Source organism: Motiliproteus sp. SC1-56, from assembly GCF_017309075.1.
Lineage (GTDB): Bacteria > Pseudomonadota > Gammaproteobacteria > Pseudomonadales > Balneatricaceae > Motiliproteus.
Genome location: NZ_JAEMGS010000003.1, coordinates 169,362 through 187,997, shown reverse-complemented (window position 1 = coordinate 187,997; position 18,636 = coordinate 169,362). Strand labels below are relative to the sequence as shown.

16 protein-coding genes are annotated in these 18,636 nt (G+C 62.6%); 10 read left to right on the top strand and 6 right to left on the bottom strand.

Annotation, left to right across the window (positions count from 1 at the left end; translation table 11 throughout):
- Positions 1-3: 3 nt before the first annotated feature.
- From JGZ97_RS04520 to JGZ97_RS04510, 3 genes are all read right to left on the bottom strand, one after another.
- The gene (locus JGZ97_RS04520) at positions 4-1,017 is read right to left on the bottom strand and encodes a class I fructose-bisphosphate aldolase (RefSeq protein ID WP_207061417.1); all 1,014 of its coding nucleotides are present in this window, start codon (positions 1,015-1,017) and stop codon (positions 4-6) included.
- Positions 1,018-1,094: 77 nt separating this feature from the next.
- A complete protein-coding gene (lon, locus tag JGZ97_RS04515; protein WP_207061416.1) occupies positions 1,095-3,509 on the bottom strand; it encodes an endopeptidase La in 2,415 nt (804 codons plus the stop codon).
- A gap of 197 nt (positions 3,510-3,706) precedes the next feature.
- Positions 3,707-4,165 (bottom strand): chemotaxis protein CheW, encoded by a 459-nt coding sequence (locus JGZ97_RS04510; RefSeq protein WP_207061415.1) that lies wholly within the window; start codon positions 4,163-4,165, stop codon positions 3,707-3,709.
- Positions 4,166-4,388: 223 nt separating this feature from the next.
- Between JGZ97_RS04510 and ectA the strand changes: the two genes are divergently transcribed.
- From ectA to JGZ97_RS04490, 4 genes are all read left to right on the top strand, one after another.
- Positions 4,389-4,877 carry a diaminobutyrate acetyltransferase gene (ectA, locus tag JGZ97_RS04505; RefSeq protein WP_207061414.1) on the top strand — a complete coding sequence of 163 codons (489 nt, stop codon included), beginning with the start codon at positions 4,389-4,391 and terminating at the stop codon, positions 4,875-4,877.
- A 75-nt stretch (positions 4,878-4,952) separates the two neighbouring features.
- Complete coding sequence (gene ectB / locus JGZ97_RS04500; RefSeq protein WP_207061413.1) at positions 4,953-6,251, top strand: diaminobutyrate--2-oxoglutarate transaminase; 1,299 nt, start codon at positions 4,953-4,955, stop codon at positions 6,249-6,251.
- Between the two features lie 84 nt (positions 6,252-6,335).
- Entirely contained in the window at positions 6,336-6,740 is a 405-nt protein-coding gene (locus tag JGZ97_RS04495) for an ectoine synthase (RefSeq protein WP_207061412.1), read from the top strand.
- 332 nt (positions 6,741-7,072) lie between these two features.
- Positions 7,073-8,515: an aspartate kinase gene (locus JGZ97_RS04490; protein WP_207061411.1), complete on the top strand. Its 1,443-nt coding sequence runs from the start codon at positions 7,073-7,075 to the stop codon at positions 8,513-8,515.
- A gap of 149 nt (positions 8,516-8,664) precedes the next feature.
- Here the strand turns inward: JGZ97_RS04490 and JGZ97_RS04485 are convergent, their stop codons facing one another.
- The 3 genes from JGZ97_RS04485 to JGZ97_RS04475 form a co-directional block, all read right to left on the bottom strand.
- The gene (locus tag JGZ97_RS04485) at positions 8,665-9,513 is read right to left on the bottom strand and encodes an alpha/beta fold hydrolase (protein WP_207061410.1); all 849 of its coding nucleotides are present in this window, start codon (positions 9,511-9,513) and stop codon (positions 8,665-8,667) included.
- Positions 9,514-9,742: 229 nt separating this feature from the next.
- Entirely contained in the window at positions 9,743-10,654 is a 912-nt protein-coding gene (locus JGZ97_RS04480; RefSeq protein ID WP_207061409.1) for a helix-turn-helix transcriptional regulator, read from the bottom strand.
- Between the two features lie 2 nt (positions 10,655-10,656).
- Positions 10,657-11,526, bottom strand: a complete 870-nt coding sequence (locus JGZ97_RS04475) for a formate dehydrogenase accessory sulfurtransferase FdhD (protein ID WP_207061408.1) — start codon at positions 11,524-11,526, stop codon at positions 10,657-10,659.
- 317 nt (positions 11,527-11,843) lie between these two features.
- Here JGZ97_RS04475 and JGZ97_RS04470 point away from each other — a divergent pair, with 317 nt between their 5' ends.
- From JGZ97_RS04470 to JGZ97_RS04445, 6 genes are all read left to right on the top strand, one after another.
- Positions 11,844-12,371, top strand: coding sequence for a DUF3305 domain-containing protein (locus JGZ97_RS04470; RefSeq protein ID WP_207061407.1), 528 nt, complete (start codon positions 11,844-11,846; stop codon positions 12,369-12,371).
- The gene (locus JGZ97_RS04465; RefSeq protein ID WP_207061406.1) at positions 12,364-12,915 is read left to right on the top strand and encodes a DUF3306 domain-containing protein; all 552 of its coding nucleotides are present in this window, start codon (positions 12,364-12,366) and stop codon (positions 12,913-12,915) included. Before JGZ97_RS04470 ends, JGZ97_RS04465 begins: the two co-directional genes overlap by 8 nt.
- 226 nt (positions 12,916-13,141) lie before the next feature.
- Positions 13,142-14,845, top strand: a complete 1,704-nt coding sequence (locus JGZ97_RS04460; protein WP_207061405.1) for a 4Fe-4S binding protein — start codon at positions 13,142-13,144, stop codon at positions 14,843-14,845.
- Positions 14,842-15,450 carry a molecular chaperone gene (locus JGZ97_RS04455; RefSeq protein ID WP_242521535.1) on the top strand — a complete coding sequence of 203 codons (609 nt, stop codon included), beginning with the start codon at positions 14,842-14,844 and terminating at the stop codon, positions 15,448-15,450. The genes JGZ97_RS04460 and JGZ97_RS04455 overlap by 4 nt, the downstream gene beginning before the upstream one ends.
- A 38-nt stretch (positions 15,451-15,488) precedes the next feature.
- Positions 15,489-15,689 (top strand): twin-arginine translocation signal domain-containing protein, encoded by a 201-nt coding sequence (locus JGZ97_RS04450; protein WP_207061404.1) that lies wholly within the window; start codon positions 15,489-15,491, stop codon positions 15,687-15,689.
- A gap of 54 nt (positions 15,690-15,743) precedes the next feature.
- Positions 15,744-18,623, top strand: a complete 2,880-nt coding sequence (locus tag JGZ97_RS04445) for a formate dehydrogenase subunit alpha (RefSeq protein ID WP_207061403.1) — start codon at positions 15,744-15,746, stop codon at positions 18,621-18,623.
- Positions 18,624-18,636: the final 13 nt, after the last annotated feature.

Below are 18,636 nucleotides of genomic sequence, written 5' to 3'. Positions count from 1 at the left end.
TCTTCATTCCTCAAGCTCGGGACGGTACTTGCCTTGTCGCGCTAGGCTGTTGAGTCGGGCGCGCTTCAACAACGCCTGCTGGCAGGCGTCGACGTTCTCGGGCTGTCCGCGCCAAGCATGCAGGGCCGGCTGCTGCAGGGCCCGGCCGTAGGAGAGGCTGAGCTGCCAGGGAGCCGGCTGTTGGTTGAGGGCGTTGAGGTTGAGCGTTGCCTCCTCCGGCCCCATGCCGCCTGAGAGAAAGTTGATGCTGGGTACCGCCGCCGGTACGCTTCGGCGCAGCACCCGCAGGGTCTGCTCGGCCACCTCTTCGGCCCCGGCCTGCACCGGGCAGCTCTTTCCGGGCAGCACCATGTTGGGTTTGAGCAGCATCAACTCAAGGACCACGCCGTGCTGGCGCAGGGCAGCGAACACGCTCTGCAAGACCGCCTCGGTGACTTCGGCGCAGCGCGCCAGGTGGTGGTCACCGTCCATCAGCACCTCGGGCTCGACGATCGGCACCACTCCCAGCGCCTGGCACTGGGCAGCGTAGCGGGCCAGCATTTCGGCGTTGGCGCTCAGCCCCAGGGCGGTGGGGTTGTGGGCGGTGATGGGATACACCTCCCGCCATTTGGCAAAGCGCGCCCCCTGCGCCTTGTAGCCCTCCAGGCGCTCGGCCAGCCCGTCCAGGCCGAAGGTGATCCGATCTCCGGGCGCTCCCGGCAGATCCCCGAGCCCCTTGTCGACCTTGATGCCCGGCACGATGCCCTGTTTCCAGGCGACCTCCGGCAGGGGGGCGCCCTCGGCGTTGTGTTGGCCCAGGGTCTCTTCAAACAGGATGACGCCGCTGATGTATTCGCCGAGCCCGGAAGCGGACAAGAGGGCGTCGCGATAGCCGCGGCGGTTTTCCTCGGTGGACTCCACCTGAATGTCGGCGAACCGTTTGGCGATGGTGCCGCTGCTTTCGTCCGCGGCCAGAATGCCCCGCGTATCATCCACCAGGTCCTGAATACAGTCTTGCATCGCTTGGCTGGTGCGCATGGTCAGACTCCCTTTCTCTCGCGGTTCCTTGAATAACAACCTATTGCATAGGCCACGGCTCATCCATAGCCCACGCCTTACTCCGTCGGGTCAAAAACGATACCGGGTAGCTGCCGGAAGCGGCTGACGAAGTGCACCTGCAGCCCTTCCCGGACGTGCTCTGGAAGCTCCTCGAAGTCGCGCCTGTTGTCCTCGGGAAGCACCAGCTCACCGATCCGGTTGCGCTTGGCCGCCACCACCTTTTCCCGGATGCCGCCCACCGACAGTACGCGGCCGGTCAGGGTCAGTTCTCCGGTCATGGCCAGGGGGCGGCGAATGGGCTCGCGCCGGGCCAGGGAGAGCAGGGCGGTCGCCAGCGTGATGCCGGCGCTGGGGCCGTCCTTGGGGGTGGCGCCCTCCGGGACATGCAGGTGTATCCAGCCCTTCTCCAGTACAGCAGGGTCGCCGCCGAAGCGGGCGGCGTGGGCGCTCATGTAGCTGTAGGCGATCGCCGCGGATTCCCGCATGACCTCTCCCAGTCTGCCGGTCAGCTTCAGGCCCCGGTTGAGGCGATGGACTTCCGTGGCTTCGACGGCAAGGGTGGTGCCGCCGAGGGCAGTCCAGGCCATGCCGGTGACGATGCCGACCCCGCTGAGCGCCGGTTTACGCCGGTAGTAGGGTGGGCCCAGGTAGCTCTCGAGTTTGCGGGCGCCGATACGGAGCCGAAGGTCGGGGTCCTCGAGCAGTTGCACCACGCCCTTGCGCACCAGTTTCTGCAGCAGCTTTTCCAGGTGGCGGACACCGGCTTCCCGGGCGTAGCCGTCGATGAGCTGGCGCAGGGCGGGCTTGGTGATCTGCAGTTGAGCGCCTTTGACCCGGGCGCGCTTGAGCAGCCGGGGCCAGAGGTGCTGTTGGGCGATAGCCACTTTCTCGTCGCTGAGGTAGCCGGCCAGACGCACGGCCTCCATTCGGTCCAGCAGCGCGCTGGGAATACTGTCCAACTGGTTGGCGGTGCAGATAAACAAAACCTTGGAGAGGTCCAGGCGGACATCGAGAAAGTGATCGAGAAATTCGCTGTTCTGCTCCGGATCCAGTACTTCCAGCAGGGCGGAGGCAGGATCGCCCTGGAAGGAGGCTCCCAGCTTGTCGATCTCATCGAGCATGATGACGGGGTTGGCCACCTCAACCTCCCGCAGGGCCTGGACCAGCTTGCCCGGCATGGCACCGATGTAGGTGCGCCGGTGGCCCTTGATCTCGGCCTCGTCGCGCATGCCGCCCAGGCTGAAGCGGTAGAGGGGGCGGTCAAGGGCTTCGGCCACGGAGCGGCCAATCGAGGTTTTGCCGACCCCCGGAGGCCCCACCAGCAGCAGGATGGAGCCTGAGACCTCGCCCCGCCAGACCCCCAGGGCCAGGAACTCAAGGATGCGCTCTTTCACATCCTCGAGCCCGGCGTGATCCCGGTCCAGCACCTCCCGGGCGTAGACCAGGTCCAGCCGGTCTTTGCCCAGCACGCCCCAGGGGATCGAGGTGATCCAGTCGAGATAGTTGCGACTGACCCCGTACTCCGGCGAGCCCGTTTCCAGGATGGATAGTTTCTGCAGCTCTTGCTCGATACGCTGCAACACCGCCGGCGGCGGGTCCAGCTGCGCCAGGCGGTCGCGGAACAGCTCCGCGTCGGCGGTGCGGTCGTCCTTGGAGATGCCCAGCTCCCGCTGGATGATTTTCAGCTGCTCGCGCAGGAAGAACTCGCGCTGCTGGTGGCTCATCTTTTCATCCACCTGCTGGCGGATTTCGCTCTGCAGTCGCAGCATCTCTTCTTCTTTGCGCAACAGCAGCAGGCTGCGTTCCATCCGTTTTAGCACCGGCAGGGTCGCGAGCACCTCCTGCAGTTCGGGCCCTTCGGCAGAGGTGATGTTGGCGCCGAAGTCCGCCAGGGGGCCGGGATCATGTGGACTGTAGCGGTCCAGGTAGTACTTGAGTTCCTCGCCGTAGAGCGGGTTGTGGGGCAGGAGCGCCTTGATGGCGTGGATCAGCGCTTGGGTGTAGGCCTTGATCTCGGGGGTTCGGGTGTCCTCCCGCTCGGGGTAATCCACCTCGACCAGGAAGGGCGGCTCGGTGGACAGCCAGCGGCGGATGCGAAACCGTTTCACCCCCTGGGCGACGAACTGAAGTTGCTCCCCGTGCTCACTGGGCCGATGGATCTTCGCCGCGCAGCCGATGGAGGGGAAGTCATCGCGGGTCAGCTGGCTTAAATCCTTGGGCCCTACGTAGATGAGCCCCAGGGTCTGGTGAGGGGTGTTGGACACCCACGTCAGCGTCTCCTGCCAAGGGGTTCGGGAGACCGCCAGGGGATGGACCTGGCCGGGAAAGAAGGGGCGGTTGGTAATGGGAAGTAAATAGAGGCGTGAGGGCAGGTCCCGGTCGGGGAGCATCAGGCCGGTGCTCCGTTCTCCTTCCGCCACGGTAATGAGGTCTGGATCCTGCGCGGGGTCCTGGTCGGTGTGCTGGCCCATGGGCCTGGTACCTGTCGTTGCAATGCCTTCAGTCTGGGCCGGCACGCATCGGCCCCGTCGTTCGCTACCACTATAGTTCAGCTTGGACAGGTTCAGCCGGGAAGGATCACGGCCAAGGCAAAGCCCGTGCGGGCACGGTACGCCCGGCGGCCGGGCAGAGAGAAAAGGTTAGGGGCCGAAGGATCGGATGATGCGTATCAGCCGGCGGCGACGCCTGACTTTTCAGCGCCGGCCCGCTCGCAGTATCCATGCAGATCGACCAGGACCAGTAATTGGTCGCCGTGGGGCGCGGTGCCGACCACCAGCTCCTGATTCTGGCCGTGCTCGACGGGCTGGATCTGCTCCCGCTCCAGATTCACGATCTCGCTGACGGCATCCACGCTGACCCCGACATGGCCGTGAGCTGTATCCAGGATAACGATGCGCCAGTTTGCCTCGGGGCCACGGTCCTCAGGGCTGAAGAGGGCGGCCCCGCAGAGCACGGTGATCACTTCGCCGCGAACATTGAGGATGCCGTCGACGCAGGAAGGGGCGCCGGGCACCGGCACCGTCTCGGTGTAGGGGATCACTTCCTTGACCGCTGAAATCGGCTGGGCGTAGGTCTCCCTTCCTACGTTGAAACTGATCCATCGTTCTGCTGCGGCGGCGCTGTGCACTGCGTCCTGGTCTCCTGAGGCTCCTGAGTGTGGACAAAAAGAATGTTTAGTGTACAATTGATTAGACATCTAAGCAATTTCAAGCCGATACCGTTCAAGCCAACCTTAGTGACCGTTCTATCTGGGGTTGATGCCTTTGTATAACCGGACTTTGGGTAGGCTTTATATTTGAGCTGTAATGGTTTTGCTGGATGGATACTCAAATTGACAAGAGGATGACAGCTTGAGTTCTCAGACAATCGAGCTTTGCCGGCCTGAGGCCACGCAGGGCTTTTCGGTGCATAAACTGGTGGCGAACTGTCCGCCGCTGGACACCAACTCGATGTACTGCAACCTGCTGCAGTGCAGCCACTTCGCCGGTACCTCGGTGGTGGCCATGCTGGACGGTGAGCTGGTGGGCTCCATCTCGGGATACCTGATCCCGGAGCGCCCCGATACCCTTTTTATCTGGCAGGTGGCGGTGGGCGACAAGGCCCGCGGCGAGGGGCTGGCGACCCGGATGCTGGCCCACCTTCTGGAGCGCCCGGCGTGTCGGCAGGTGGCTTACATGGAAACCACAATCACCGAAGCCAACCAGGCATCCTGGGCACTTTTTACCCGTTTCGCCGAACGGCGGGGCGCACCCACTCAGAAGACGATCCAGTTTGATCGCGACCGGCACTTCGGCGGCGAGCATGACTCGGAAATGCTTTTGCGGATCGGCCCCTTCTGATCTGCCGACCGTCTAACCCTTTTCCCCTTTCAATGCATTGCGTATTCCCCGTGAGGAATACAGGAGAAACTATCAATGAAAATCTTTGACGAGATCGAATCCGAAGTTCAGTGTTATGCGCGTAGCTTTCCCCGCATTTTCAACCGCGCCCAAGGAGAGTACCTGTACGACGAAGAGGGCACCGAGTACCTCGATTTTCTGGCTGGCGCCGGGACCCTGAACTACGGGCACAATCACCCGGTCTTCAAAGAGAAGCTGCTGGAATACATTCACTCGGACGGCATCACCCATGGCCTGGATCTGCACACTAAGGCCAAGGGTGAGTTCCTCGAGGCCTTCAACGAGAAAATACTCAAGCCCCGTGGTCTTGAGTATGTGATGCAGTTTACCGGCCCCACCGGCACCAACGCCGTGGAAGCGGCGATGAAGCTGGCCCGGAACGTCAAGGGCCGGGAGAACATCATCACCTTCACCAACGGCTTTCACGGTGTCAGCCTGGGTGCCCTGGCGGCCACCGGTAACTCGCATCACCGCGGCGTAGCCGGCGTCAGCCTGAGCGGCACCACCCGCATGCCCTACGATGGCTACCTGGGAGACGGCATCGATACCACCGAGTACCTGGACAAGGTGCTGTCTGATTCCAGCAGCGGCGTCGACCTGCCGGCGGCGGTCATCGTCGAGACCGTGCAGGGCGAGGGCGGCATCAATGCTGCAAGCCTCGAGTGGCTGCGCAACCTCGACAAGGTCTGCAAGAAGCACGATGTGCTGCTGATCGTCGATGACATTCAGGCCGGCTGCGGGCGCACCGGAACTTACTTCAGTTTTGAAGAGGCTGGCATCTACCCCGATATCGTCACCCTGTCCAAGTCTCTGAGCGGCTACGGCCTTCCGTTCGCGGTGGTGCTGATCAGGCCCGAGCTGGACCAGTGGAAGCCCGGCGAGCACAACGGCACCTTCCGCGGCAACAACTTCGCCTTCGTTACCGCCAAGGCCGCCATCGACGCGTTCTGGAGTGACGATGCGTTCTCCAAGGAGATCAAGCGCAAGGGCGAGTACGTCTCCAAGCGCCTGGAGAGCATTGTGGAACAGTACGGTGAGGGCAACTTCACCACCCGCGGTCGCGGCATGTTCCAGGGCATCAACTGCGTCAACGGCGACCTGGCTGCACAGATTACCCGCAAGGCCTTTGCCCAGCAGCTGATCATCGAGACCAGCGGTGCCGACGACCAGGTGGTCAAGTTCCTGTGCCCGCTGGTGATCAGCGACGAGAACCTCAAGCGCGGCCTGGACATCGTTGAGCAGGCGATCAAGGAGGTCTGCGCCAAGGAAGACTCCATTCCGGAAGAGAAGATCTACTTCGACCAGGCTTCCTGATCCGAGGCCTCGCGACCCAAGGCGGGGCCGGTTCTGCCGGCTCCGTAAACCACGCTTTACACGTTTTACTGAAAGGATATTTTCATGATCGTAAGAACCCTCGCCGAAGCAGCTAAAGAAGGTCGTCGCATCGTCTCCCCGGACGGCAACTGGGAAAGCACCCGCCTGCTGCTTCGCAACGACGAGATGGGCTTCAGCTTCCATATCACCACGATCTACGCTGGCGCCGACTTTATGCTGCATTACCAGAATCACCTGGAATCGGTTTACTGCATCTCCGGCGAAGGGGAAGTGGAGACCCTGGCTGACGGTAAAAAGTATCCCATTAGCCCCGGTACCATCTACATCCTGGACAAGCATGACAAGCACATGCTGCGGGCCACCAAAGAGATGACCATGGCTTGCGTGTTCAACCCGCCGTTGCACGGTAAAGAGGTTCATAACAAGGACGGCGCTTACGAGCTGGAAGCTGAGAGCATCGGCGGCTAACCGTCCGCGGCCCGGCGCCGGGGGAAGCTTCTCGCGCCAGGCCATATGCGATACGAAGAGACACTCGAGTGAACAGGTCCGGCGCAGGGGGCGTTCTTTTTCGCCAGCACCGGGCAGGCACAGGGAACAGAGCGACGACAGGGTGGCCCGAGCTGCAATAGCAGGGTCAGCCTCCTCATCGCGTCAACGTATTACCGAGCACCAGGGCACGGCCGTGTGCCTTAAGCAACCGCGGAGGAGAGGCTTTGCCCACCGCCTGGGCACATCAGGACGGGGGCAGCGCTGTAACACCGGTTGCGCCTTGTGTGCTGCAAGCTAAGGAGAATGAATTCGTGAGTACCCACAGTGTAGAGAAGATTGGCGGCACGTCGATGAGCGATTATGCCGCGGTCAGAGACAACATTGTTCTCAAGCCCGCCGAGGGCGACAGCCTCTACAACCGTATTTTTGTCGTATCCGCGTACGGTGGCGTGACCGACAAGTTGCTTGAGCACAAGAAGAGCGGCCAGCCCGGTGTCTTCGGCCTGTTTTCAGGCAGTATCCAGGACGAAAGCTGGCGCGAGGCCCTGGAAGCTTTGCAGAAACAGCTGCTGGAGATAAACGCCACCCTCTTTCCGGAGGAAAACCTGCGGAAAGAGGCTGACCGTTTCATCGGCGAGCGCCTGGAAAGCGCCCGTCAGTGTCTGGATGACCTGCACAGCCTTTGCCTTCACGGCCACTTCTCCCTGGACGACCACCTGGAAACGGTACGCGAAATGCTGGCCAGCATCGGTGAGGCGCACAGTGCCTGGAATACCGCGCGGCTGCTGCAACGCGACGGGGTAAACGCCCGCTTCGTGGACCTGACCGGCTGGAAATCCGAACGCCATATCCCCCTTGATCAGCGCATCCGCGAGGCCTTCCACGGGCTGGATTTGGGCTCCGAGCTGCCCATCGCCACCGGCTACGCCCACAGCGAAGAGGGACTGATGGGGACCTTCGATCGTGGTTACAGCGAAATGACCTTCAGCCGCATCGCGGTGCTGACCGGCGCCCGCGAAGCGGTGATCCACAAGGAGTTTCACCTCAGCAGCGCCGATCCGCGGCTGGTGGGTGAGGCGAATGCGGTGCCGATCGGCCGTACCAACTACGACGTGGCCGACCAGTTGGCCAACCTCGGGATGGAGGCCATTCACCCCCGGGCCGCCAAGGGCCTGCGTCAGAGCGATATCCCCCTGCGGGTCAAGAACACCTTTGAGCCCGAGCATGCCGGTACCCTGATCACCGGAGATTATGTCAGCGACACCCCCTGTGCGGAGATCATCGCCGGGTGCAAGGGGGTCTACGCCATCGAAGTGTTCGATCAGAACATGGCGGGCAACATCAACAAGTACGATACCGAGATCCTGGCGGTGATCCGCCGTTTCAGCGGCCACATCGTCTCAAAGGATATCAACGCCAACACCATTACTCATTACCTGGCGACCAGCCTGAAAACGGTGAAGCGGATTCGCGGCGCCCTTGAGGAGCTGTTCGAGGAGTCGGAAGTCAACCAGCAGAAGGTGGCGATCGTCTCGGCGATTGGCAGCGATATGAAGATATCGGGCCTTCTGGCTAAGACGGTGCAGGCACTGGCTGAGCATAAGGTGAGTGTGATGGCCATGCATCAGTCCATGCGCCAGGTCGATATGCAGTTTGTGGTCAACGAAGAGGACTACGACACGGCCATCAAGGCCCTGCACAGCCACCTGGTGGAAGTGCACGATCACGGTGAGGCCATCTGCCTGGCCTCCTGAAACCCGGACCGGGGCCGTTAAGGCCCCGGTCGTTTCTCTGTCTTCTCCTTCCTCTTTCCCTTCCTCCGGCATCGCCCCCGAGCACTTCCCCTCAGTCTCCTAGGTCTTTATCTCGCAGCCACGCTCCGGGGCGCGGGGCGGGCTTGGATTCAGGGTACGGCGAGCCGGTTTTCGAGCGGCCTTGCGTTGATCGAGTCAATAAATTCGCAGACCCGGGAGGCGATGGCTGCTTCATCTTCGCGGTGAGGGACGTGGTAGGTCCCGGGGAGTATCTCGCAGCGTGACGGCCCCGCGCTGAGCTCAGCGATCATCTCGGGGTGGCGGCGCGAACCGTACTCGTCGTGAGCGCCGTGAATGGCCAGCACCGGGCAACGAACCCTGGGTAGTACCGGCGTCAGCGTCCAGTGGCGGAACTCCGGGTGCAGCCAGGTATCGGTCCAGGCGTCCAACACCCATTGGGCCTTGTCCCCGTGGTAGCGCTGGAGCCGTTCAACCTGGCCGGGCTCACGGAACTGGACCTTGGCCGCGGCAATGCTCTCAAGGGTCAGATCCTCGGCAAACACCTGGGCCGCTTCGGTGATCAGCGCCAGACACTGGTCGGCATAGGCCGCTGCGCAGTGGATCGCCATTCCGCCCCCGACACTGTGGCCAAGGGCGATAAAAGGCCCGCCCCCAAGCTGCTCTAAAACTGCCGGAAAGTAGGTCCTGGCCTCGTCGGCGACAAAGTCCAGCGTCGGCTTGTCTTCGCGGGCATCCGAGCGTCCGAACCCCAGCCGGTCATAGGCAACCACCCGGCGCCCGGTGGCGGTGCTGAGCCGGGCCGGAAAGGAGCGCCACAGCGCGACGCAGCCCAGCGAATCGTGGAACAGGATGATGGGCGCCCTGGTCGCGGCAGCGGGCGTCTCCCGGGGCTCCCAGATTCGGGCAAACAGGCGTCCATGGGGATGTTCAATATACATATCCCGGGTGCGGACAGTGGCGTCGTCAGGGGGCGGCATAGGCGGGCCTCTTCGTGACGGGTTGGTGGACAAACACGCTTCCACGGGCGTGGTGATGACCTGATAATGGTTTGAATACGGTAGCGTATGTTCTGCCTATCTTGCGTAACCGCGAAGAGAAAATCAACGGCCGACGCTGGTGAGGTCATGGAGGCAAAGGCGCGTGTTCAGCGCCGGCAGTGAATATCGACCGGGGGAAGAATATCCAGCGGGCGCGGAAGGCGCTGGGTCAGGAGGACCAAACCACTTTGCCGGTTTCGCTGAAGTCGTAGCCCCCGAGGCGCTCGGCCTGGTTGCGGCAGTCGCCGCTGTCGAGCTGTTGCATCAGTTCGCGGAAAAGGTGGCGGAAGAAGACGCCGCGGTAGAGGGCCAGATCAAAGCTTTCCCAGCCCATGGAGACGAACTCGAGCCCGAACTCTCTGGCGGTGCTGCGTGCCCCGGGACCGGCGTCGGCCAGCCCCATGGCGACCTGAGAGGCGACTTCCCGTTCGGTCAGCCCCTGTTCCACCTGGTTCAATTGCTCGATTCGGTAACCGCAGTGTCCCAGGGTCTCCTCCAGGAAACGCATGGCGCCGGCCCCGTCCTGGCGCAGGCTCCAGCGCAGGTCTCCCTGCAGGACCTTGGGGACGCTGTCGTACCTGAGGCGGGAGCCGGGGCTCAGGATGATGCCCTGGTCCCGCTTGAAGGCGTGAACCAGCACCCACTTGCGGTGCTGGCGGTGGCGGCTGAGCAGGGCGGGGTGGCGGAAATGGCTCTCTTCGCAGGGGCCCCAGTGCAGGGCGCAGACATCGGCGCGCTGCCGCGCCAGCAGGGAAAGTCCCAGGCGGGTGCCGGTGGAGGTATAGCTTACCAGTGCCCGGGTCTGCATGGTTTTAGCGACTTGGCTGATGGCCCGGTGCAGCAGCGGGTCGTCGCTGCCGGCAATGATCAGGCGGTCACTCATGACGCCGCCATGGCTCGACTCCAGCAGCCACTGGTCAACTAGGTCGCGGGGAAAGAGCCACTTTCCGGTCACCTTGGTGGCCGGAATCTGGCCTTCGCTGGCCAGGGTGTAGACTTTCTTTTCGTTCAGGTGCAGGTACTCGGCGACCTGACGAATGTTCATAAAGCGGGGGTGGGGCTGAACCAGATCGGCTTCCATGCTCAGGCTCTCTGTGGCTGCGACTGTTTTTGCGATTTGGCCATGGGCGCCGGGACCTGGTCGTAGCGTACCTGGTCATGGCCGTTGAAGACCAGAAAATGCCGCCCCTTGGCCCGGCCGATGAGGGTGATGCCGACCTGGCTTGCAACCGCCATGCCCATGCGGGTCACCCCGGAGCGGGAGATCAAGGTGGAGATGCCCATCTGCGCCACCTTGATCACCATCTCCGAGGTCAGACGGCCGGTGGTGTAGAACACCTTGTCGGCCCCTGACCAGCCCTCAAGCAGCATTTCGCCGGCCAACGTGTCGACGGCGTTGTGGCGTCCCACGTCCTCAACAAAGCTCAGTACCCGGGTGCCTTCGCAGAGCGCGCAGCCGTGAACGCCGCCGGCGCGCTTGTAGACCTCGTTTTCAAGGCGCAGGTTTTCAAGCAGGCCGTAGATCTGGCTCTGGGGAACCGGTTGCGGCGTAAGCGTGGTCGCTTCGATCTTCTCCATCAGCCCGCCAAACACCGTTCCCTGTCCGCAGCCGGTGGTGACTGTGCGGTGGGCCAGCTTCTCATCCAGCCCCGAGACGCCGTTTTCGGTCACTACCGCCACCGCCTCCACTTCCCAGTCCACCTGAATGCTGCGGACTTGGTCGATGCGCTCGATAAAGCCTTGATTGTGAAGATACCCCAGCGTCAGCAATTCGGGGCGCACCCCCAGGGTCATCAGAGTCACCACCTCCCGTTTGTCCAGGTAGATGGTCAGGGGAGACTCGCCGGCAATGAAAACCTCCTGGCGCGCCCCTTGCTCATCGAAGGCCTCGACCCGGTGAATGTTCTCAAGCCCCGCCTGACTCAGCAGGGGGCGGGGTGGTTGCGCATTCATGAGCGTCTCCTTTGAAGGCTGGTCGGGCCAGTTGAATGGCCCCGGCCGCAGTTCGCATACGGTGATGTTCGGCTCAGCAAGTTCCATGCCTGCCCCTGAAGCCCGACCCTGTGAAAGCCCCCTGCCCTGGAAGGGACAAAATGAACCGTTGCCGGTGAGCGGGCGGGACCTTTTGTCCGCATGTTGCCCGGCAGTCCCATCGCGCCTGCCAGGTGTGTTCCGGGTAACGGCTGCTAAACCGCAAGCGCGCCGTGATTTAGCGGGTTGGAACACAAATTGCGTTATCAGAGGGTGGATTTTTGCGGAGGTCACTGAAAGTGCAGCAAGAAACAGAGCAGCAGGAGGAGGTCCGATACTGGCCGGTCCAGGTAACCCTGCGCCGCAAGCGCGTCAGCCGAGGACGTTGGGAGGCCGACCAGTGGTCATTGGTCGGTTGCGAGAGTGATCGTGGCAGTGCGCAGGCGTGCTTAAGCGTCGAGCAGACGCCGCTTGCGGATGAGGGCTGTGAGTACCGCTGGCGAGGCCTCGCCCTGGAGCTGTTCCGGGATGAGCGGGCGGCTTACCGCTTCAACCTCAGCTCGGGGGATCCCCGCTTGTTCGTGATCTGCAGCGAAGACGAGGGGGTGATGGAGCCTTACTTGGTCACCGCCTGCCAGGATGATGCGGCGTCCTACATGGATGGTGGCGAAGAAGATGTGTTTTCGATTTCGATGCCTGCGGCGGTGCAGTGCTGGATCGAGGCCTTTATTGCCCGCCACGGGGAGCCCGAACTGGCGGTGGGCAAGAGCAAGCGTCGTCACCATGCCAGGCGTCGCGAGGACGCCGGAGTGGGCGCCGATGGATAAACCAAGCGATGTGGGCTTTATCGGTCGTTGGTCGCGGCTGAAGCGTGGCGAGCCCCTGCCCGAAGAGGTGCAGGAGCCATCTACGCCGGAGCAGGCCCGGGTTGACGCTGTTCCCGGGGAGGGCGCTGTTTCTGAAGTCGGCGTCGAGCCGGTCGCCTCATCGGTCAAAGTGTTGACCGATGAGGACATGCCGGATCTTGAAGCCCTGGATCAGGATTCCGACTTCAGCGGCTTTCTGTCCCAGGGGGTTTCTGAGGGGCTGCGCCGTAAGGCGCTGAAAAAGCTCTTCCATCTGCCCGAATTCAATCTCCGGGACGGTCTTAACGAGTATGACGACGACTTCACCCAGTTCGAGCCACTGGGAGACACCGTGACCTACCAGATGAAGCAGTGGCTGGAGCGTCAGAAGCAGGACTTTCAAAACGCGCTGGCCGACGAGGAGCCGGATAACGAGAACGATGGGCAGGCCTCCCGGGCAGCGCAACCGCAGACCGCCCTTTCGCCCGATCCCGAGGACGATGAGCTGGGAGAAGCCGATGGTTAACAATGACCTAAGACCTTGGTGGCGTGTGGGTCATTTTGGCGCCATTGGCTGAATCGAGGCGCCTGGGCTTTGTATCCCTTTGCCTTATGAGTGTTTTTATTTCATTGAAGTTTGGTGCAGTGATTGCTGGATAACCCGGAGCAAGTGACTTGCCCCGGTGCGGCCGTGCAAGCGCTGCCGGGAGGATAAACCGATCGATACCGCAACCTCTAAAACCGACACAAGTTTGTCTCAAGCCGTGACCAATCAGCGGGCGCGAAGCCTGGCCCTGTCCCGTGTCAGCCCGGCGCTGAACCTGGCTGCGCCCTCAGTTTCCTTTCAATCTGCCGGCCGTCTTTTGGTCATGGGGCCGGAACACCGGGTGCGTTTGGCGTGCGCCAGCCTGGATTCGGTTCGTGAGAAAGTCGGGCTGATTACCGAGGCAATGCCCGAAACCCTGCTCCCGGAGATGGAGGCCGCGGCCGAACTGGTGCCTGAGCTGGACCTGTATCGGCTCCCTTTGCTGAACATCGAAGGCTACCTGGGGCGCTTTCAGGTACAGGTGCAGGTAAAAGAACAGGTTGCGCCTTTGGCCAGGCTCGCCTTTGACAGCGATTACTTCGATACGGTGCTGGACCTAGGCGCCACGCCTGCGCTGCCGATGATTCTCAAGCCCGCCGGCTATTTCGCCCCTGAGAGTGAAGCGGCTTACCAGACAGCGCTGGCAGAGATCCCGGCGCTCAAGGGGGGCTTTGAGAAGCCGCGCTACTTCCAGGTACAGACTGACCTGTGTGCCCACAGCGGCAGCGAACTGACCGGTTGTACCCGCTGCCTGGACCTGTGCCCTGCCGATGCGATCCGCAGCCGGGACGGTCGGATTGAGGTCGACAATCACCTGTGCCACGGTGCCGGCGGTTGCGCCACCGCCTGTCCCACCGGGGCCATCCGTTATGGCTACCCGCAGCCGCAGTTGCTGCTGGAGCGCCTGCAGGGGTTGATTGAACAGTACCGCGCGGCGGGCGGGGTCGATCCCTGTTTGCTGATCCATGATGCGGCCCAGGGGCGCGAGCAGGTGGCGGCGGTCCTGGGTTCCCTGGCGGGGCACTGGCTGCCGCTCGAGGTGGAGGAAGCGGGCAGCGCCGGCCTTGAGGTCTGGCTGTCGGCGCTGGCGCTGGGTGTCGGAGAAGTGGCGCTGCTGACCCCGGCCTCGGTGCCCGCCAGTATTCGCGCCACCCTCGAGGAGCAATCGGGGCTGGCCAATGCCCTGGTGGAGGCTCTCGGATTGTCAACGCCGGTGCGTCTGATCGACAGCCTGGAGCAGTGGGTGCCAAGTGAGGCGCCGAAGCGCACTTCGTTGGCACCGATGGCGCAGCTGGACGCAAAGGGAGATAAACGCAGCCAGGTGCTGGCAGCGCTCGAGCATCTGCAACAGCAGGCCCAGGTGGTTCCCGCCCCGCTGGCATTACCTGCCGGGGCTCCATTCGGCGGAGTGCTGCTGGACCAAAGCGGCTGTACCCTGTGCGGCGCTTGCGCCGGCATCTGCCCGACCGCCGCGCTGAAAAGCTATGGCGATCAGCCGCGCCTCAGCTTTACCGAAGCCGACTGTGTGCAGTGCGGCCTGTGTGTGCAGGCTTGCCCGGAACAGGTACTGCAGCTGCAGCCGCGTTACCTGTTTGACGCTTCCCGTAGTCGAGCGCCTCAGGTTCTTAAGGAAGAGCAGCCCTTCTGCTGCATTCGTTGCGATAAACCCTTCGCCACGGCCAGCGCGATCGAGCGGGTGCTTGAAAAGCTGGCCGGTCACAGCATGTTCGACGAGGCAGGGCTCAGGCGGTTGAAAATGTGTGCTGACTGTCGCGTGGTGGATATGATGCAGGCCGATCCCGGGGGCGACCTATTCGATTACGCCCGCGGCGGTGTTGCCGCAAAAACCGCGCAGGAGGCCGAGCAATGAACGAGATGTTGACCATGACGACGACGCCGCCCCCCAGCCTGGACCACGTAACCCGCTTCCGCGCCGACGCCTATGCCCTGCTGGGGTCTCTCCTGGCGCAGGCACCCAGCGCCGACCTGCTCAACTGGCTGCAGCAGGTGGAGTTGGACGAACAGTGCGATACCCCCATGCACGAGGCCTGGAGCGTGCTGCAGCTTGCGGCGCAACGCGCTGAAGAGGCTCAGGTGGCCGAGGAGTATCAGAACCTGTTTATCGGGATCGGGCGGGGGGAGTTGGTGCCGTTCGGCTCCTGGTACCTGACCGGATTCTTGATGGAAAAGCCTTTGGTAGCGCTGCGCCAAGACCTGGCGGCCCTGGGCATTGAACGCGATCCAGCGGTCAAGGAGCCGGAGGACCACGTGGGGGCTCTTTGCCAGGTGATGGCGCTGCTGGTGGAAAGCGGCGAGAGCGCGGCGGCGGCAGGCTTTTTCAAACAGCACCTGCAAGGGTGGACACAACAGTTTTTTACCGACCTGCAGGCGGCATCGGCGGCGCATTTTTACAGCGCGGTCGGCCGCTTCGGGGAGCTTTTTGCTGCACAGGAAACGCTTCTGCTTAATGACTGAAGCGAATGAAAAGATAGAAGAGGGCATAGGAGATGGGGATGAAGAACCAGAAAGCCGATCAAGGCCGACGCACCTTCATAAAAACGCTGGGCGCCGCAGGCGGCGCGGCGGCGGTTATCGCCGCCAGCGGTGAGGTGGCGGCGCAGACTGAATCAGAGGGGCCTGACACCAAGGTCGAAACCAAGGGGTATCGGGAAACCGACCATGTGCGGGCGTATTACCAGAGTGCCCGGATCTGATCCCGGCATGCTCGCACAGATCAAAGAATAACCTGGAGTAGGTGAGGACCAATCATGAAACTGACTCCCAAGCAGACCACCACCGAGGAGAACGGTGGCGCCCAGCCCAAGACCGGGCTAAGCCGGCGCAGCTTCCTGGGGAACAGCGGTATCGCAGCGGGCGGCATTGCCGCCAGCACCTTCCTGGCGCCCCCGATGATACGCAAGGCCAAGGCGAAAAACGTCGCCACCACCGGCGCCAAGACCGACGTCAAGCGCACCATCTGCACCCACTGTTCAGTGGGCTGCGGGGTTTACGCCGAAGTGCAAAATGGCGTCTGGACCGGACAGGAGCCGGCTTTTGACCACCCCTTCAACCGCGGTGCCCACTGTGCCAAGGGCGCAGCCCTGCGTGAGCACGGCCATGGCGAGCGGCGGCTGAAATACCCCATGAAGCTGGTGGACGGCAAGTGGCAGAAGATGAGCTGGGACGACGCCATCAACGAGATCGGCGACGGCATGCTCAAGATCCGCGAGGAGTCGGGCCCCGATTCGGTCTACTGGCTGGGCTCGGCCAAGTACAACAACGAGCAGGCCTACCTGTTCCGCAAGTTTGCCGCCCTCTGGGGGACCAACAACGTCGACCACCAGGCGCGTATCTGTCACTCCACCACCGTCGCGGGTGTTGCCAACACCTGGGGCTACGGGGCGATGACCAACAGCTTCAACGACATCCACAATACCAAGGCGGCGATCCTGATCGGCTCTAACCCCGCCGAAGCGCACCCGGTGTCGATGCAGCACATTCTTTATGCCAAGGAGCGCAATAAGGCGAAGCTGATCGTGGCCGACCCGCGCTTCTCCCGTACCGCCGCCAAGGCTGACCAGCACCTGCCCCTGCGTCCCGGCAGCGACGTGGCGATGGTCTGGGGTCTGCTCTGGCACGTGTTTGAGAACGGCTGGGAAGACCAGGAGTACATCAACCAGCGCGTCTTCGGCATGGATGAGGTCAGAGAAGAGGTCAAGAAGTGGAACCCGGCCGAAGTCGAGCGGGTCACCGGCCTCAGCGAAGAGCAGATGTTCACCGCGGCCAAGACCCTGGCCACTAACAAGCCCGGCACCGTGGTCTGGTGCATGGGGGGAACCCAGCACACCACCGGCAACAACAACACCCGCGCCTACTGCGCGTTGATGCTGGCGCTGGGCAACATCGGCAAGAGCGGCGGCGGCGCCAATATCTTCCGTGGTCACGACAACGTACAGGGCGCCACCGATTTCTGCGTTCTGTCCCACTCACTGCCGGGCTACTACGGCCTCTCCGGCGGCGCCTGGAAGCACTGGAGCCGGGTCTGGGATCTGGACTACGACTGGATCGCGGCGCGCTTCGACCAGGGCAGCTACGAGCAATCCAAAGGCAAGCCGCTCAAGCCGATGAACACCAACGGGATCCCGGTTTCGCGCTGGGTCGACGGGGTGCTGGAGGACAAGGCCAATATCGCCCAGAAAGACAACCTGCGCGCCATGGTCTTCTGGGGACATGCCCCCAACTCCCAGACCCGCGGTCAGGACCAGAAGAAGGCGATGGAAAAGCTCGATATGGTGGTCATCATCGACCCCTATCCCACCGCAACGGCGGTACTGCCGGATCGCAAGGACGGCATGTACCTGCTGCCGGCGACCACCCAGTTCGAGACCTACGGCTCGGTGACCGCTTCCAACCGTTCCCTGCAGTGGCGTGACAAGGTGATCGAGCCCCTGTTCGAATCGCTGCCTGATCACACCATCATGTACAAGCTGGCGACCAAGCTGGGCTTTGCCAACGAGCTGACCAAGCACATCCAGGTCAACAACGACGAGCCGCTGATCGAAGACATCACCCGCGAGTTTAACAAGGGCATGTGGACCATCGGTTATACCGGCCAGAGCCCCGAGCGGATGAAGCTGCACCAGCAGAACTGGCATACCTTCGACTACACCAGTCTTAAAGCCGAGGGGGGGCCTGCCAACGGGGACACCTACGGTTTGCCCTGGCCGTGCTGGGGAACCCCGGAGATGAAGCACCCCGGTACCCATATCCTCTACGATCCCAGCAAGCCGGTCGCCGAGGGGGGGCTCAATTTCCGCGCCCGCTTTGGGGTAGAGTTCGAGGGCAAGTCACTGCTGGCCGAGGGTTCCTATCCGGAGGGCAATGAGCTCAAGGACGGGCATCCCGAGTTCAGCGATCAGTTGCTTAAAAAGCTCGGCTGGTGGGACGACCTGACGGCCGAAGAGAAGCAGGCGGCTGAAGGCAAGAACTGGAAGACCGACCTTTCGGGCGGTATTCAGCGGGTTGCGATCAAGCATGGCTGTGCCCCCTTCGGCAACGCCAAGGCGCGGGCCATTGTCTGGACCTTCCCCGACCGCGTGCCCCTGCACCGTGAGCCCCTCTACACCACACGCCGTGACCTGGTGCCCGATTACCCCACCTACGAGGATCGCAAGTCCCATTACCGGCTGCCGACCCAGTACGCTTCTATTCAGGAGCAGGACTTCTCCAAGGAGTACCCCATCGTGCTCACCTCCGGGCGTCTGGTGGAGTATGAAGGCGGCGGCGACGAGACCCGTTCAAACCCCTGGCTGGCTGAACTGCAGCAGGAGATGTTCGTGGAGCTCAACCCGGTGGACGCCAACAACAACGGCGTGCGTGACGGCGCCGATGTCTGGGTGCATACCCCCGAAGGCGGCAAGATTCGCGTCAAGGCGATGGTGACCCGACGGGTGCAGCCGGGCGTGGCGTTCCTGCCGTTCCACTTCGCCGGTGTCTTCCAGGGTGAAGACCTGCGTGGCAAATACCCCGAAGGCTCTGACCCCTACATTCTGGGCGAGTCGGCCAATACGGTGATGACCTATGGCTATGACTCCGTGACCCAGATGCAGGAGAGCAAGGCCTCCATGTGCAAAATCAGCGTGGCTTAATCGGATAGAGGAT

Bases quoted from the DNA above. Each gene is read 5' to 3' on its own strand.
- JGZ97_RS04520 (WP_207061417.1), bottom strand. From the start codon at position 1,017: ATGCGCACCAGCCAAGCGATGCAAGACTGTATTCAGGACCTGGTGGAT.
- JGZ97_RS04485 (WP_207061410.1), bottom strand. From the start codon at position 9,513: ATGCCGCCCCCTGACGACGCCACTGTCCGCACCCGGGATATGTATATT.
- JGZ97_RS04475 (WP_207061408.1), bottom strand. From the start codon at position 11,526: ATGAATGCGCAACCACCCCGCCCCCTGCTGAGTCAGGCGGGGCTTGAG.
- lon (WP_207061416.1), bottom strand. From the start codon at position 3,509: ATGGGCCAGCACACCGACCAGGACCCCGCGCAGGATCCAGACCTCATT.
- JGZ97_RS04445 (WP_207061403.1), top strand. From the start codon at position 15,744: ATGAAACTGACTCCCAAGCAGACCACCACCGAGGAGAACGGTGGCGCC.
- JGZ97_RS04495 (WP_207061412.1), top strand. From the start codon at position 6,336: ATGATCGTAAGAACCCTCGCCGAAGCAGCTAAAGAAGGTCGTCGCATC.
- ectB (WP_207061413.1), top strand. From the start codon at position 4,953: ATGAAAATCTTTGACGAGATCGAATCCGAAGTTCAGTGTTATGCGCGT.
- JGZ97_RS04480 (WP_207061409.1), bottom strand. From the start codon at position 10,654: ATGGAAGCCGATCTGGTTCAGCCCCACCCCCGCTTTATGAACATTCGT.
- JGZ97_RS04450 (WP_207061404.1), top strand. From the start codon at position 15,489: ATGAAGAACCAGAAAGCCGATCAAGGCCGACGCACCTTCATAAAAACG.
- JGZ97_RS04455 (WP_242521535.1), top strand. From the start codon at position 14,842: ATGAACGAGATGTTGACCATGACGACGACGCCGCCCCCCAGCCTGGAC.
- JGZ97_RS04465 (WP_207061406.1), top strand. From the start codon at position 12,364: ATGGATAAACCAAGCGATGTGGGCTTTATCGGTCGTTGGTCGCGGCTG.